This is a genomic window from Enterococcus sp. CWB-B31 (assembly GCF_020567645.1).
Taxonomy (GTDB): domain Bacteria; phylum Bacillota; class Bacilli; order Lactobacillales; family Enterococcaceae; genus Enterococcus_L.
Genome location: NZ_JAJDJW010000022.1, coordinates 10,881 through 26,777, shown reverse-complemented (window position 1 = coordinate 26,777; position 15,897 = coordinate 10,881). Strand labels below are relative to the sequence as shown.

The following is a 15,897-nucleotide window of genomic DNA, read 5'->3' as shown; positions in this document are numbered from 1 at the left end:
TTATTCATCACCCATACTCAAAATAGTTCGAATGTCCTCTTCAGTTAACTTGCCAAGCTGCTGTTCATTTCCTTGAATCACTTTTTGGAATAGCTCCCTTTTCTCCTGCTGAAGCTGATCCATTTTCTCCTCAATCGTACCTTCAGCAATCATACGATACACTTCAACTACCTTCTTTTGACCCATTCTGTGCGCTCGTCCCGCAGCTTGTTCTTCCACTGCCGGATTCCACCATAGATCATATAAAACAACAGTATCAGCTCCCACCAGATTTAGTCCTGTTCCTCCGGCTTTTAAAGAAATCAGAAAGACATCCTTTTCTCCTTCATTAAACGAGTTCACCATTTCCAAGCGATCTTTTGGTTTAGTACTGCCGCGTAAATAAAAAGTTTCAAGACCAAGCTCATTCAATTCTTTTTCAAGAATTGACAGCATACTGGTAAACTGAGAAAACAGCAGCACACGCCGCTTATTTTCCTTTGCAGTCTGAAGAAATACTTTCACCTGTTCAAGCTTTCCAGAACTTCCATAGTAATCATCCATAAATAAACGCGGATCACAGCAAATTTGACGAAGTCTGGTCAACCCGGCCAAAATGCTGATACGATTCTTTTTGAACGCTTCGTTGTCCATTTGACTGATATCTTCCTGCATTTTTCTCAGATATGCCAGATAAACAGCTTTTTGTTCCTCTGTCAGTGTACTGTACAGATTATTTTCTATTTTATCCGGCAAGTCAGCCAATACATTTTTCTTGTCCCGTCTCAGAATAAAGGGACGGATCATCCTAGCTACTTCTTCCGTTGCCAATTCTCTAAAAATCATTTTCTGCGGGAAAAAGCCCGGTAAAACAATTTGGAAAACAGACCAAAGTTCATCCAGTGAATTTTCAATAGGTGTTCCGCTTAATGCAAACCGCTGAGGAACATCCAGCTTTCGAAGTGCCTGAGCAGTTTTAGTTCCGCTGTTCTTGACCATTTGAGCCTCATCCAAGACTAAATACCCCAAATTCATTTGTTCATAGCTTTCTACATCCTGGCGAAAACTATTATAGGAAGTTATTAAAATATCCTGATCCTCTCCATTTTCCAGCAAGTCCAGACGTTCAGCTTTCTGACCCGTTATAACACATTCCTTCAACCCAGGGGAAAATTTCTTCAGCTCAGCCGACCAGTTATAAATTAAACTGGCTGGAGCAATAATCAGTGCCGGCTTCCTCATCTTCAGTTCTTCCTTTTCAGAAAGCAGATAAGCAATCATTTGAACGGTCTTTCCTAACCCCATCTCGTCTGCTAGAATACCGCCAAAGCCATAATGACTGAGCATTTTAAGCCATCTGAATCCTTCAACCTGATACTTTCTCAAAACAGCCTGCAAGGTTTTAGGCAGCTCCGCTTCATAGTTTTCAGGATGAGTCAGATCATCTGACAATTGTCGGAAGGAGTCGGAAAATACTGCTCTGGAATTATCCCCCAGCATTTGTTCAATAATTAATCCCTGATTTTTGGGCAGCTGAATTTTTCCCTGAACATTTTTCATATTTTCACGAAGCTTCGATAAAACCTCACTGGTTTGATAAAATTCTTCAGAATCAAATGAAAGAATTTCACCTGATTCCAATGCATAGAATGAATCATTTCTCAAAAGACTTGCCAATGCGGCATCAATTTCATTCTCATTCACTCCGGCAATATCAAAACGTACATCCAACCAAGAATCAGCGTCTGTAATTTCAATCGTAGGCTGGTGACTTTGGGCATCCAAATAGAGTTCCCTCAGCTTTTTACCCATCAGCACTTCTCCAAGTTTTCGAAATAACGGAATTTCCACTTTAAAAAAGTAATACAGTCTTTCGCCGGAAGGCAGTCTTCTTTCAAACCCCGTTTCATTTTCTGTGTAGGAAAGCTGTTTCAATAATTCTACAGCAGCGGTTTCTTTGCGGATATCCCGAATTATTTCTTTTCCTTCAGATGTACTAGTATTCTGAGCTGGATCTGTAGAGAAAATCATATTGCCATAATGATAGTCCACTCTAACATCCAGTTTTTCTTTTCGCTTTTTAAAAATAAACTGAATATCAAGAGGCTCAACAATCAGCTTATGCTTCACCTCATCATCAATCTGCACATCCCCGATTTTTTTGAGTAGGGGTACCACAGAACTGAATAGCTCGGATAGCTGAATCTGTTCATAAATAATCTCAGATCTCTCCATACGTTTCAGCAATTGAATAAGCATACTGTAAATTTCTTCTTGTTCCCTTGAAAGAATATATATGATTTGATTAAAAATACCCCAATGATAGTGGCTAAGATAAGGGCTAAACAACTCACCAATAACCAGTTTGTACTGATCATCAGCTGTTCTTTCAACAACAAATTTCAAGGGAAGCTCATTTGCTGAAAAATTAATATGGCGAATTTTGTGATCATCCAAAATTAATTGTAAAGAATTGGTCTGGTTCATTTGTTCAAGCAGCTCTTTTGATTGCTCTATCGGCAGCAGCAAATAACGCTTATCCATTTTCCCTTTTACCTGAAGTCCTTTAACACCAAGAAGCTGACTGGTTTGATAAATTGAGGCCAGCTGATTTAAAATCAGTAAATCCTGTTCTGAAAAACTGTTATGCACCATGCGAAAGATATGTTGTTTGCTCACACTGTAAGTCTCTTCTTTTATAAACTTCTGCAGAAAATCACCAATATTTTTAATAATATACGTTCTCTTTTTCGCATCCTGAATCCCCACTCTTAACGAAATTCCCAGCAGAGCAAATTCTGGATAATAAGCATTTGTTTGAATATTTTCTACCAAATATTCCACTATAAGCGAGGACTGGCTGGATTCTTCTATTTCTTTCTGAAATTTAGCAAAGCCTTTCGTAAACATTTCAGCACTGGAAACTTTTTTAGCTGCAGAAGCTGCTGGCCGGCTGGTCGTCATCACTCTTGGAATCCCCTTCGAACGAAGATACAGCTCAACTGCAACAGTATGTTTACAATACCCCTGTTCAAGCCAGTATGAGCACTCGCATTTATCCTGCTCTTTTGGACTGCCGTCCAGTTCAACCAAATAAAGTTCTGTTCCAAGTACTTCACCATACCACACTTGCTTATCCCAATCCTGTATAACAGAAAGGACTCTTCCTTCATTCAGATATTCCCGTCCTCTTGTAATAATTCGATCCGGTATACTCCACTTCATCTTCTCACCCCGCTTTCCACTCTACATCATTTGATAACCTACACTGCTTTGACCGACACCATTTGTATTAATTCTCATCTGCTGTGAAATTCTGCTCTTAAGCTCGGTCACATGACTGATGATGCCGATCATACGACCTTCATTTTCGATCGTTTCTAAAGCTTCAATTGCCATTTCCAAAGCTTCCTCATCCAAAGAACCAAAGCCCTCATCAATGAACAGAGCTTCAATCAGAACACCGCCAGCCTGTTCCTGAATGACTTCTGCCAGAGAAAGAGCCAATGCCAAAGCAGCTATAAAGCTTTCTCCGCCTGATAAAGTTCTGGCACTGCGGCTTGCACCTGCATTGTCATCATAAATATTGATTTCCAGTCCTGTTTGACTTCTAAAACTGTTCTTCTCTTTGTTCAATTCAAACTGATATCGACTGTTAGTCAATACAGCCATTCGACTATTGGCTGTTTTCAAAACTTCCGTCAAGTAAGTTTGTAACACATATCGCTCTAAACTTGTCTTTTTAGGATTATTACCATTTACAGTCTCAGAAAGCTGCTGAAGTGCTGCAACTTCTTCCCATTTTTTATCAATTGCTGCAGCTGCAGCACTGACTTCCTGTTGAATTACTTCATTTACAGACATCTTTTCTTTTATCTGATAATATCTTTCTTCTTTTTCAGCAATCTCATTTGCAGTCCTCTGATATTGCTCTTCTATTTCTGTCAATTCTGAGAGTTCCACTGTCTCTATTTGTTGTTCTATTTCCCGAAGCTGAAACTGAATCTCTTTCTTCTTTTCTTCATATGCAGCAATTTTTATTTGCAGCTCAGGAAGTGTTGCTAATTCCTGCAGCAATTCTGAAAGTTCTTCCGAAGTGTAGAGAACTCCTCTGAGTTTCATTGACATTTCAAGCTTTTGTTTGGCCTTTTCGATTTTCTTTTGATCTTCAGCCAGGCCCTCTGCCAAAGTTTGAATCCGATGTTTTGTTTCCTGTTTGGCGGACTTATGTTCATCCAGCTGTTTGGCGATTTTCTCAGAAGCACACAGCCATTTATCTCGCTCTGATTTTAATACTTCCAGCTTCTGCAGACACTCATCCAGACTCATCTTATCATCCAGCTGTCCAAGAATTGTTTCAATCTTCCCCTGTAAAACCTGTTGCTCTGAATATTTTTTTAGATAAGCCTCATCTAACCCCTTCATCTCAGCCTGAGAAGTTTCAAGTGTTTCTGCAAAAATTGCAGCTTCCTTTTTATGCTTCTCCATATCAGAAAAAAGTCTTTCAAATTCAGCTTCTTTACTGTTCAGCTGGTGTTCTCTCTCATTCCACCATTCTTCAGTAAGGTTTTGACTATTCATTTTCTCATTGCTGAACAAGAAGACTTCCTCGAGTATATACTCTTCTTGTTGACTAATCTCTTTTTCTGCAGCTGTCGTTTCTTCCAGCAGCTTTCTACTCTCCAATTGAAGAGTAGTCTGCTGTTCTTCAAGTTCTTTCAGACTTTTCTCTGCAAGCTCCAAGTCCTTTTCTGCTTTTTGAACCTCATCCAATGAAACCTCATGATACTGTTTCTGACTAGGGTGGTCAACAGCTCCGCAGACCGGACAGGGTTCACCATCTTCGAGAAGAAGACTCAAGCGATTAATCTGTATTTTGATTGACTGATTTCTCTTATTTTTAAGATCTTCAGCTGCAAATTCAAGTTTTTGTTCAACTGCTTCAATCTGTTCATTTAATAAAAGCAGCTGCTCCTTATTATTTTCTATTCTTAAAATCTCTTTTTGGAATGACTGCCATTTTTCAACCATCTGCTTCCAGTCTTTTATTCGCTGTGTGTGAAGCAGCTGCTCTTTTTCAATATTAGGCAGCTGATTAATTTTTTCTTGTACTAACTGCAATTGATCAGTCAACTGCTGGTATTCTTCTTTTTTATGATTCAGCTGATCTTCAAGTGTAAGAAGGTTTATTTCAGACAGCTCTTTCTCCATTTTTTCTTTTTCTTCATATAAAGGAAGCTTTGACGTCAGCCTATTGGATTCCATTTGCTTCGCACCCATTTCTTCTTTCAGCTCAGCGAGTTGGTCAGCCTCTTTTTGGAGCGAATCACTCTGTCCATCTATTTCATTTTTTGTTTCAATCGCTTCTTTATACTGCTGCTCCTTCTCCAATAAGGAAGATTCCTGTTCTTCAATAGAATCAATGAGATTTTCCTGAGTTGCCGCCCATAAAAGCTCCTGTTCTTTTTGTTTTGCCTTTTTCTGCTCTTCTTCTTTCTCAGAAAGCTGCTCCTGTTCAAGCTTTAGCTCCTTTTGTTTCTGAATCAGCTTCAACTGTTCCTCAAGTCGATATTTTTCCTGTTCAATATTTTTAATCGTATGTTTAAGCTCGGTAAGCTCTTCAAATCGCCTTTGCTGCATTGACTTCACTTGTTTTTGCTGATCGGCAAGCAGCACCAGTTTTTGTTCAGTCAAAAGCTCTTCAATATCCGTCCTTTCTTCTTCCCAGTAGACCTGTTCCATTTTCATTTCAATTTTCTGACGGGTCTGATTGATTTCCTGATTTCTATTATTTGACTGCTGCTTCAATTCCTCACCAAGTGCTTGATAGATTTGTGTACCAAATAATTTACGGAGAACTTTCTCTTTTTCGCTGCTGTTTGCAATTAGAAAGGTCCGAAAATCTCCTTGAGGAAGAAGAACAATCTGAGAAAACTGATCTGCATCCAGGTGAAGCAGCTCCTGAATAAATGCGTCTACCTCTCTGCGTTTTGTATATTCCCGCAGTTCTTTTCCATCCGCACCTTTTATAATTAGTGAAATCTTGGCGCTTTGAGTCCTGGTTCCTTCTCCTCTTTTCTTGTACAGCTCCTGTTCGGGACTACGTGTAACTACATAGAAAAATTCGCCATGTGAAAAAAGCAATTGAACTTGGGTAGGCTCAGAAGGGTCGGCAAAAGTAGAGCGCAACTCTTTCCCCTGACGTATCTTTCCAGAGCTTTCTCCAAATAGTGCATAGCTCATCCCATCGAAAATTGTCGTTTTTCCCGATCCGGTCTTTCCGCTTATCAAAAATAAAGACGATTCTTCAAAATTTGTAAAATCAACTGTTTCATCAATATAAGGTCCAAAGTTTTTTAATTTAAGTGTTAGTGGCTTCACCCTATTTCCCTCTTTCCTTTTGATGAATGGTTTCCAAAGCTTCCTTCAGCCAGAGTTCCTGCTGCTCCGTCAATTGCTCTTCAGTTACTTCTTTAAAAAAACGTTCACTAAGCTCGATCGGCGTCAACTGCTTCATAATTTCCTCACGAATTGTTTCTTGTTTATCATTTTCCCGCCCTAAAACTCGCTCAACACCGAGAATATTAGGATAAACTTTGCGTAACAAGTACATCATATTGGGAATAACTGCTCGATCAGTCAATTGGATAAACATAAAATTGTTACGATCAATTTTTTCATAAAATTCTGGCTGGGTTAATTCAGTAAAGCTTCCTTGAATATCTACAATTTCCCTTAACGGTTTCAGTACCTGAAAATCAAGCGTACAACTATTTGCATTTATATCGACTATCCAAACTCCTTTTTCCTGCTTTCTTTCTGAAAGAGAAAATTTCAATGGCGAACCACTGTACCTGATTTTGTCTGATATTAAGGCATCCTTATAATGAAGGTGACCAAGAGCTACATAGTCAAAACATTCAAGCAAATCCAATGATACTGTGTCTAATCCGCCGACGGTCAGCTTCGTTTCTGAATCTGTTTTAGTACTTCCCGCAGCAAAAAAATGACTAACTAAAACGTGGGAGAAGCCTTCTTTAAAATTTTTTTTCATTTCTTCAACAACAAATATCATCGCTGTTTCAATCGTTCGTATCTCTTCATTTTCAAAATAAAGTCGAGCAGAGATTGGTTCAAAATATGGTAGTAAAAAGAACTGAATCCCCTGATGTTCTACTGGTTCAAATGCCTGTTTCAACTGCGTGTGCAAATGAAAGTCTGATTGCTTGAACCATGGACCGCCTGTTTCCAGACGAATACTGCTGTCATGATTTCCTGAAATAGCAAAGACAGGAAACTGTTCTTCCAGATTTAGTTCAATAATCATCTGATTAAATAGTTCCACTGCTTCCACAGATGGAACTGAACGATCGTATAGATCACCTGCGATAACAATACCATCAACTGCATTCTTTTTAGCCAAATCAATAATTTGATGAAAAACATGAAGCTGATCCTGCAAAAGATCATAACCATGTAATTTTTTCCCTATATGCCAATCTGCTGTATGTAAAAACCGCATTTAATCACCTCTTCTAATTATTAAAAAATCAAACAAAGCAGTCCTATCTGCACTTATACATGCTTTTATTACTTAATCCTATGTATTTTTCTACTTTCATTTAAAAGAAAGAATCATTTTTATTTCCTACAACGGCTAAAAAAGCCCTTCTCACCATTATATCAAAAATAGCGGGCTGTGCTACAGATAGTATTCCAATTTCTTTTATTTATAACTGAAATACACAATTAGATAAAAATAAATTTCTAAAAACTACTCATGTTTGATAATTGTTTTAAAATAGTACAGATACCAGAGATGCAGCATAAAAAATACAATTGATTAATTTACATAAAAATAGAGAGGTCGAGACAAACACTCATGAGTGTTTACCCCAAACTCTCTGCCCTTAAAAATAATTTTTTCTTTTATATTGCTGGAGCACCCAGACAAAAAAGAATTTTTATAAGATTATTTTGCTTCATACCTAAAATTAGGATCTACTTCATTGTCTAATTCAGCAAAAGCTTCGTTCATTCTCTGTTCAACTACTGCAATTCCCTCTTTATCCATCTTCTTAATATCGCTGACATCGATTGGAGCACCAAATGCTACTGTAACCTTTTTACGTTTAAGCAAGTCTTTAAATGTCAGCGGACCCTGATAAACAGACGGAACAATCTTCACTTTTGCCATTTTCGCAATAAGTGCCACTCCTCCCTTCAACTCAGAAGAATGTCTGGTGCCGCTTGGAAACATCACCAGGCTTAATTGGGTATCCTTCAATGTTTTCACAGGTGTTTTGATTGCACTTGGACCTGGTTTTTCTCTATCAACAGGAAACGCATTAGCATGTCTCAATATAAAACTCAAAAACGGATTCTTAAATAATTCCTTTTTCGCCATAAAACTAAATTTTTTTGGTGAAGCACCAACTGCCAGATGCAGCGGCTCCCACCAGGTTCTGTGCGGCGCAACAAGAATATAATTTTCATTTTGCGGTAGGTGTTCCTTACCGACAAGACGCATTCTGCCGTTTAAAACGACTAAAACAACACGAACGATTCCCCGTATAAATGTAAAAAACATCATTATTCCCCTTTTCTTAATGTCACTAGGGCGTGTCTGAAAACTATAGAGGAAACCGTTTAAAGTTTGCTCATTTCATTTTTTGGAAATATTCGTCACTAGCGTTTTCAGACAGGTCCTAGTCTTTTATTCAACTTTCACGTTCAGCTTTTTTAGCCCGGCAGTCGGACAAACTATGTTATTCAATCACACGTTGTTTTATCTTCCCACACATTAACAGCATCCAGTGAATCAGCTGTTTTTAATCTTCTCCCATAATAACATAGTTATATTTTTATGAAAATAAACTTTGATCGCTTTCACGAAAACATTTTTCATCTTGCGAAATAAAGAAGCCCCCTGTATGATAAGAATTGATTAAAATTTTAACAGATTATACTTAAGCAGAGTATGAAACTGCTTGAAAAAATTCTCTGTGTTTATTACAAAAAAAGTAAAGAAAGGAGCTGCCGTCATGCTTTTAGAAAATGAACGAGTTGATCAGCTGTATGCAGAAGATATCCAAATTATTCAAAGCAAAGAAGTTTTTTCATTCTCAATGGATGCTGTCCTTCTTGCAAATTTCCCTACACTTCCTAAGCGGGGCTTGATCGTTGATCTTTGTGCTGGCAATGGTGCGGTAGGTCTTTTCGCAAGCAGAAAGACCAGTGCAGTAATCAAGCAAATTGAACTTCAGCCCAGGCTGGCTGATATGGGCACCCGCAGCATTCAGCTGAATCAGCTGGAGAATCAAATGGAGATGATTCAGCTTGATTTAAAAGATGCTCCGTCTGTCATCAAACCTGATTCTGTTGATTTGATTCTATGCAATCCACCCTATTTTAAAGAACTGCCTGACAGCAGAAAAAATCCGAATCCGTATCTCGCAATTGCTCGACATGAGATTCATACCTCACTAAATGAAGTAATTAATGTCTCTGCAAAACTTCTGAAAACAAATGGCAGATTGGCTATGGTCCATCGACCGGATCGTTTCCTTGATATTATGAATGGTATGCAGGAAGCAAACATTGCACCAAAGCGAGTCCAATTTGTTTATCCGAAACCTGAGAAAGAAGCAACTATTCTTTTGGTGGAAGGCATTTTAAGAGGAAAAAAAGACGGCTTTCGGGTACTCCCGCCTTTTTATATTCAGAATGAACACGGCAGTTATCAGACAGAAATGGCGGCTTTATTGTATGGAAACTAAACATTATTTCTATGTCCTATTGTGTAAAGACGGTTCTTTTTATGGCGGCTATACTACTGATCCCAAACGCAGGGTTACAGAACATAATTCAGGAACTGGAGCAAAATACACTCGCGCACCTGCCAGAAGACCCGTTCAAATGATTCACTTGGAAAGCTTTGATACCAGAAAAGAGGCAACTCAGGCAGAATATGCCTTTAAGAAACTCACAAAAGCAAAAAAAATTTCCTATTTAAAAAAGAATAAGCCAGCTTGTACTATACGATCGTTCAAGCCTGAAGATGCTGAAGCTGTCTCCCGCCTTCTAAAAAGAAACTTTCTGGAAATAAACAGTCAGTTTTACCCAATGGAACAAATGGAATTATTGGTCGAAAAATACTCAGCCCAGGCAGTAATCAAACAAGCCTCCTGTGCTCATACCTATGTAGCAGAACTGGGTGATACATTGATTGGGACAGCAACCATATGCCCCTACTTCAATTCCTTAACAGAAAGCATCATTCTCAGTGTTTTTATTTTACCGGAATATCAGCAAAATGGTATCGGAACAAGTTTGCTTAAAAGATTAAAAACAGATCCTTTTTACATAAGAGCAAGTCGAATTGAAGTACTAGCTTCCAGAAACGCCCAGAACTTTTACAGCGGCTTTGGATTTAAAATAAAAAATCCTGCAGCCTCGGAAAATACACAAGGCTATGTGGTGATGGAGAAACACAGAAAAAAATGAGTATTAAAAAGACAACATTCGCAACTTAATACATGCGAATGTTGTCTTTTATTCATCTATAATCCTTGCTCCCAGCGTATTCGCAAAATGTCCCAATGCCCATTCATGCCCAACAGGGTCAAAGCTGGCAACAGCATCTGCATGAATGAAAATTTTATAACCTAAATTATAGGCATCTACTGCTGTATGCAGAACACAAATATCTGTACAGACACCTGCTAAATGGATTTCTGAAATGTCTCTTTCTCTTAGACGTATATCCAAATCCGTTCCACAGAAAGCTGAATAGTGTCTTTTATCGATCCAGTAAATATTTTCCAAATCCTTTGTTTTTGTATATAAATCATTCAAACTTCCATACAATTTTCTACCTTTTGTACCGGCAAGATTATGTGGCGGAAATAATTTATTCTCAGGATGATGGACATCCGCTTTATCGTGTCTATCGATGGCATAAACAACAAAATCACCCGCTGCAGTAAATTTATCCGTCAGTTCTACCAAAGCTGCTTCAATATCCTGTCCGGCTTTTCCTGTTGTCAGTGCACCATCCGCTGCAACAAAATCATTGGTATAATCAATAGAAATCAAGGCTTTCACACAATCTCCCCCATTCATTACTAATTCTGTTTGCTTGTAAAAAATTTTCCAAGGTTGCCCAACATCAAAAATCGTGGTTGCAGCTTTATATTTACACTAAATGCTTAATAAATACAATAACCATTTCAGCCGATTTTTTCCCAGCATCTTCAATAAAGTCATCAAAGCTCTGTGTCGCTTCATGATCAGCCGTATCACTGATTGCCCGAACAACTAAAAATGGAATGTTAAATTGAGCCGCAGCCTGAGCTATCGAAGCTCCTTCCATTTCACAAGCCAATGCATCTGGAAAATCAGATACGATGCTTTCTATTTTCTCTTTACTGTCAATAAATGAATCTCCTGTTACTATCAAGCCATTGCGAACAGGCAAGCCTACTTTTTCCACTGCTTTTTTCATCTCAGCCTTCAAATAGGAGCTGCATTCATAATAAAGCGGCATTCCTGGAAGCTGTCCTTTTTTATAGCCAAATCCAGTTACATCCACATCAAAATAAGCTAATTTATCTGCAATCACAATATCTCCCACAGCCAGACCATGACCGATCCCGCCGGCAGAACCTGTATTAATGACCATATTCACACCATATTGATGTATAAGTAAAACTGTTGTTACAGCTGATAAAACTTTTCCTATTCCTGAACGAACGACAATCACCTCATGATTCCCCAATGATCCGGAAATAAAAACAGCTCCTGCCCTTTCCCATGATCTTTTTTCAGTCAGGACCTCTTTTAAAGCCTCTATTTCCTGTTCCATCGCTCCAATAATGCCTATTTTCATTTCTGTCCCTCATTTCTATAAATTCAAAACAATTAATATTACAATGATCAGAAGTATTCCTACAATGACAATTGCTTTCGTCAATTTACTGCTTCGCTCTCTGATCTTTCCCTGTTCACCGGAACGTGTTGTCAAAACCTCTTTATTTTTTTTGCGTTCTTTTCGATAAAAATCAGATATCTCTTTTTCTTTTTCCTGATATTCCTCTTCAGCGATTTCCTGATTCCTTTTCATTTCTGAATCAGCAGCCTCTTTTCGCTTACGCAATTCTGTCCGAGTGATTAACGGACCTTTTGCCATCTCTATACCTCCTTCAAAGCCTTTCTCATTTCCATAAGCTCCCAGTACTGTACAGCAAAAAGAGTTTTCGCATCACAAATCATTCCATTTGCAATTTCTTGTTTAGTCTGTTCCAACGTCAGCTCATACAATTCAATTACTTCATCTTCGTCCTGAGGAAGCGGATTTTCTGCTTTTTTTAAATTTTCAGCATAAAAAATATGAAGTAATTCATTAGCAAAACCTGGTGTCACATACATGGCAGCAACTGGCTCAAGCAGCTCTGCCTGATAAGCTGTCTCTTCTTCCAACTCTCTAAGTGCCGTTTCTTTTGGATAATTTTCTTCTCCGGGATCAATTTTCCCAGCTGGAATTTCCAGTGTTGCTTTTTCCAAAGGTTTGCGGAACTGCTTAACTAAAACCATTTTATTTTCAGCAGTAATCGGTATAATTGCTACTGCACCCGGATGAAACACTAATTCTCTTTTAGCAGTTGAGCCGTCAGGAAGACGAACATCATCCACAACAACTTCTATAACACTCCCCTTAAATATCTCTTGTCTTGAAATCGTTTTTTCTTCAAAGTCTTCAAAGCTCAACATATCCTCACCATTCTTTCTAGTGTAATAATACCTAATTTTATCATTTAGTGATAGCTTTTTGAATATTGATTCACTAACAACATCAGCAAACATGAAACTTTCAGGAAGTATACCCGTCCATTTCATACTAACTCCTGCCATCATTCTTTCAAAAAATAGCACATTTCTTCTGAAAATAAACTTTTTTCACTTTTTCTTACGTTTTTTGTAAAAATTAAAATCAACCCTAGGACGGATATTTTTTCTGCAAAGGAATGTGTTAGAATAATTGGTGTAGAAGGAGAGAAAACTCCTGAATAGGAAAATTGGAGGGAATCCACATGAAGGGTAAAAAATTTTTACAAGTAATTGCTTATATAATTATTGCTGGACTGTTTGTTCGTTTTACTTACATCAGTGTTGACCTAATTGCTATATTGCTTGTCATTGCTACACTGCTTACTTTATTTACAGGTCGCAAAAAAGTGAAAAACAGTGCCTCGCTGCCGGTCCTGACTAAAACAAAAGAAGCTCATTACGAGCAGCTTGGGATGAGCGACGCTGAAATTGCATTTTTCCGGGATACAATGAATTCTGCAAGAGTCCAAATCGTAGAACTTCAAGACAATATTAATCAGTCAACAAAACTTAGAGCCATTGATCTGCGGAATGACACATTACGTATTTCTAAAGCGCTGTTTAAAGAATTAGTCAAAAACCCGACAAAGCTGCATTCAGCAAACCATTTTCTTTACACGCACCTGCCTAATATAGTAGATTTAACTAAGAAATATCTTGAGATTGATAATCATGAAATTAAGAGTAAACAAGCTTATGAGAAGCTTGAAGAAAGCGCACAAATTATTGATCAGGTTTCTAAATTAATCAAAAAAGATTATGAACAGTTTGTAGCAGATGATATTGAAGATCTTGATATTGAAATATCAATTGCTAAAAACAGTCTGAAAAGGGATAATAGTAACAAAGAATAAAAACTTGTTACTATAATTAGGAGGTCACGAATAGATGGAAAACAAGGAAAAAGATACAGTCTCAGTGGATAACGCGTTGGATGATTTATTAAACAATCCATTCTCCACCCCAGTAGATTCATTAACAACAACACAGCAAGATGAAATCTCTGCTTTACAAAACCAGCAGATCGCACCCCGGCTGATTGACAAACTGCCTGAAGATCGTCAAAAGCAGGCACAGGAGCTTGCTGCCAAAATTGATATTCAGGATACACAGGCGATCATTACTTATGGTTCAAATGCTCAAAATAAATTAAGCGAATTCTCTCAATCCATGTTGAATCATGTACAGTCTCAAGACATTGGGCCTGTGGGAGATTCTCTGACAGATTTAATGTATCGTTTAAGTGAAGCAAATCCGGATGAGCTTCGTTCCGGTGAAGGAAATATCTTCCAAAAAATGTTTGGGAAAGTGAAACAGTCCATTTTTGAGATCACTGCAAAATATCAAAAAATCGGTGCTCAAATTGATAAAATCGCAGTTAAGCTGGACAGAGAAAAAGAAGGTCTTTTGAAGGACAATTTGATGCTGGAACAACTATACAATAAAAACAAAGACTATTTCGATGCTTTGAATATTTATATTGCTGCCGGCGAGTTGAAAATGGAAGAATTGAATACAACCATTATTCCGGCAGCAATGAAAAAAGCTGAAGAAACTGGTGATCAAATGGATGTTCAGATCGCCAATGACCACGCACAGTTTCTGGATCGCTTAGACAAACGCACGCATGATCTTCGTTTAGCCCGTCAAATTACTATTCAGCAGGCACCGCAGATTCGTTTAATTCAAAATACCAATCAGGCACTTGCTGAAAAAATTCAGGCTTCAATCAATACAGCTATTCCTTTATGGAAAAATCAGGTTGTTATTGCTCTGACTTTGTTAAGACAAAAGGATGCAGTTACCGCTCAGCGTCAAGTCTCTGAAACAACTAATGACCTTCTGAAGAAAAACTCAGAAATGCTGAAAATTTCTGCTATTGAAACTGCAAAAGAAAATGAACGCGGTATTGTCGATATCGAAACATTGCAAAAAACTCAAAATGATCTGGTTGAAACGATTCAAGAAACATTACGAATTCAACGGGAAGGTAAAGAAAAACGCCGTGCTGCTGAAATTGAGTTAAGCCATATGGAAGAAGATTTAAAGAACAAGCTTTTGGAATTAACACAATAATGTTAGTCAACTGCCGATCAATAAATGATCGGTAGTTTTTATTTTCTCCTTGGCTAGAAGAGACTGTGACATATCAATGTCTCTTCCAGTATCAGCCATTCTATATACACATCAGCAATCTGATCTTCGATTATTTTGATAGCAGTCGGATTCGTTGCACCCATGTATGATTCCTCCCACATCTTTCGCTGGTTTTCAACTGGTGTGTTTAAAATTTCTTCAATATTTTTATGAGCCATTAACTATTTTACCGCCTTTTAAGCTTCTATATCTATACTTGACATTCTAACTCCCCTTCCTTTAAATCTCTCTTTTTATTCCACCACACAAAAAGAACTGCTTCAGTATAAGAAAAATCCATCCTGTTTTAACTATCACTTTTATAAACAACAGTTAAAACAGGATGGATTCTATTTGATTTTGTCGGAAAACTATAAATATAATGAGTTTTTAGATAGAGCTAAGCATTATTTCAAAGCTAAACTAGGGCGTGTCTGAAAAGTTAGCGGCATTCGAATTTTTCAGTAATTTTTGTTGAAATCAAGGAAGAAAACACAGCTTATGTGGCTCATAAGCCAGTATTTATGACGAGGAGTTCGATAAAAATCATCAAACTATTCGCCGCTTGAGTTTTCAGACACACCCTAATGTATTGACCAATTTAAAACTAAATTATACTTCTAAACCAATAAACATGCAGCCTATCCAGTAGTATTACATATGAGACTATTGGATAGACAACAAGCATTTGCCAAAAGAACAGGAGCAAATCTTTTCATGCGACGAGCATTCGAAGAAGCGCAGGAGCAAATCTCTTCATGCGACGAGTAATCGAAGAAGCGCAGGAGCAAATCTCTTCATGCGACGAGTAATCGAAGAAGCGCAGGAGCAAATCTCTTCATGCGACGAGTAATCGAAGAAGCGCAGGAGCAAATCTCTTCATGCGACGAGTAA

At 37.9% G+C, this 15,897-nt stretch carries 13 protein-coding genes and 1 pseudogene; 5 read left to right on the top strand and 9 right to left on the bottom strand.

Annotated features, from left to right (window positions below):
* From LI954_RS14835 to LI954_RS14820, 4 genes are all read right to left on the bottom strand, one after another.
* Window positions 1-3,204, bottom strand: coding sequence for a DEAD/DEAH box helicase (locus LI954_RS14835; protein WP_202067680.1), 3,204 nt, complete (start codon window positions 3,202-3,204; stop codon window positions 1-3).
* Between the two features lie 21 nt (window positions 3,205-3,225).
* Window positions 3,226-6,360 (bottom strand): AAA family ATPase, encoded by a 3,135-nt coding sequence (locus LI954_RS16245; protein WP_202067679.1) that lies wholly within the window; start codon window positions 6,358-6,360, stop codon window positions 3,226-3,228.
* Window position 6,361: 1 nt separating this feature from the next.
* Window positions 6,362-7,501 (bottom strand): exonuclease SbcCD subunit D, encoded by a 1,140-nt coding sequence (locus LI954_RS14825; protein WP_202067678.1) that lies wholly within the window; start codon window positions 7,499-7,501, stop codon window positions 6,362-6,364.
* Between the two features lie 450 nt (window positions 7,502-7,951).
* The gene (locus tag LI954_RS14820; RefSeq protein ID WP_202067677.1) at window positions 7,952-8,569 is read right to left on the bottom strand and encodes a lysophospholipid acyltransferase family protein; all 618 of its coding nucleotides are present in this window, start codon (window positions 8,567-8,569) and stop codon (window positions 7,952-7,954) included.
* Between the two features lie 454 nt (window positions 8,570-9,023).
* Here LI954_RS14820 and LI954_RS14815 point away from each other — a divergent pair, with 454 nt between their 5' ends.
* From LI954_RS14815 to LI954_RS14805, 3 genes and pseudogenes are all read left to right on the top strand, one after another.
* Window positions 9,024-9,758 carry a tRNA1(Val) (adenine(37)-N6)-methyltransferase gene (locus LI954_RS14815; protein ID WP_202067676.1) on the top strand — a complete coding sequence of 245 codons (735 nt, stop codon included), beginning with the start codon at window positions 9,024-9,026 and terminating at the stop codon, window positions 9,756-9,758.
* Window positions 9,748-9,996: pseudogene (locus tag LI954_RS14810) on the top strand (GIY-YIG nuclease family protein); the annotation flags it as partial. The gene LI954_RS14815 and the pseudogene LI954_RS14810, both read left to right, overlap by 11 nt.
* Window positions 9,982-10,485 carry a GNAT family N-acetyltransferase gene (locus tag LI954_RS14805; protein ID WP_324254765.1) on the top strand — a complete coding sequence of 168 codons (504 nt, stop codon included), beginning with the start codon at window positions 9,982-9,984 and terminating at the stop codon, window positions 10,483-10,485. The pseudogene LI954_RS14810 and the gene LI954_RS14805, both read left to right, overlap by 15 nt.
* 48 nt (window positions 10,486-10,533) lie before the next feature.
* Here LI954_RS14805 and LI954_RS14800 read toward each other — a convergent pair whose 3' ends face one another.
* The 4 genes from LI954_RS14800 to LI954_RS14785 form a co-directional block, all read right to left on the bottom strand.
* Window positions 10,534-11,085 carry a cysteine hydrolase family protein gene (locus LI954_RS14800; RefSeq protein ID WP_202069202.1) on the bottom strand — a complete coding sequence of 184 codons (552 nt, stop codon included), beginning with the start codon at window positions 11,083-11,085 and terminating at the stop codon, window positions 10,534-10,536.
* 91 nt (window positions 11,086-11,176) lie between these two features.
* Entirely contained in the window at window positions 11,177-11,869 is a 693-nt protein-coding gene (locus LI954_RS14795) for a 5'-methylthioadenosine/adenosylhomocysteine nucleosidase (RefSeq protein WP_229442455.1), read from the bottom strand.
* 15 nt (window positions 11,870-11,884) lie between these two features.
* Window positions 11,885-12,169, bottom strand: a complete 285-nt coding sequence (gene macP / locus LI954_RS14790) for a cell wall synthase accessory phosphoprotein MacP (protein WP_202069200.1) — start codon at window positions 12,167-12,169, stop codon at window positions 11,885-11,887.
* Window positions 12,170-12,171: 2 nt separating this feature from the next.
* Window positions 12,172-12,750 carry an NUDIX hydrolase gene (locus tag LI954_RS14785; protein WP_202069204.1) on the bottom strand — a complete coding sequence of 193 codons (579 nt, stop codon included), beginning with the start codon at window positions 12,748-12,750 and terminating at the stop codon, window positions 12,172-12,174.
* A gap of 320 nt (window positions 12,751-13,070) precedes the next feature.
* On the opposite strand from LI954_RS14785, the gene LI954_RS14780 reads away from it, so the two are divergent.
* Window positions 13,071-13,721: a 5-bromo-4-chloroindolyl phosphate hydrolysis family protein gene (locus LI954_RS14780; RefSeq protein ID WP_202069199.1), complete on the top strand. Its 651-nt coding sequence runs from the start codon at window positions 13,071-13,073 to the stop codon at window positions 13,719-13,721.
* Window positions 13,722-13,755: 34 nt separating this feature from the next.
* On the top strand, window positions 13,756-14,943 hold the full coding sequence (locus LI954_RS14775) for a toxic anion resistance protein (protein ID WP_202069197.1): 1,188 nt from the start codon (window positions 13,756-13,758) through the stop codon (window positions 14,941-14,943).
* A 53-nt stretch (window positions 14,944-14,996) separates the two neighbouring features.
* Here LI954_RS14775 and LI954_RS14770 read toward each other — a convergent pair whose 3' ends face one another.
* Window positions 14,997-15,182, bottom strand: coding sequence for a hypothetical protein (locus tag LI954_RS14770; RefSeq protein WP_202069195.1), 186 nt, complete (start codon window positions 15,180-15,182; stop codon window positions 14,997-14,999).
* Window positions 15,183-15,897 lie beyond the last annotated feature (715 nt).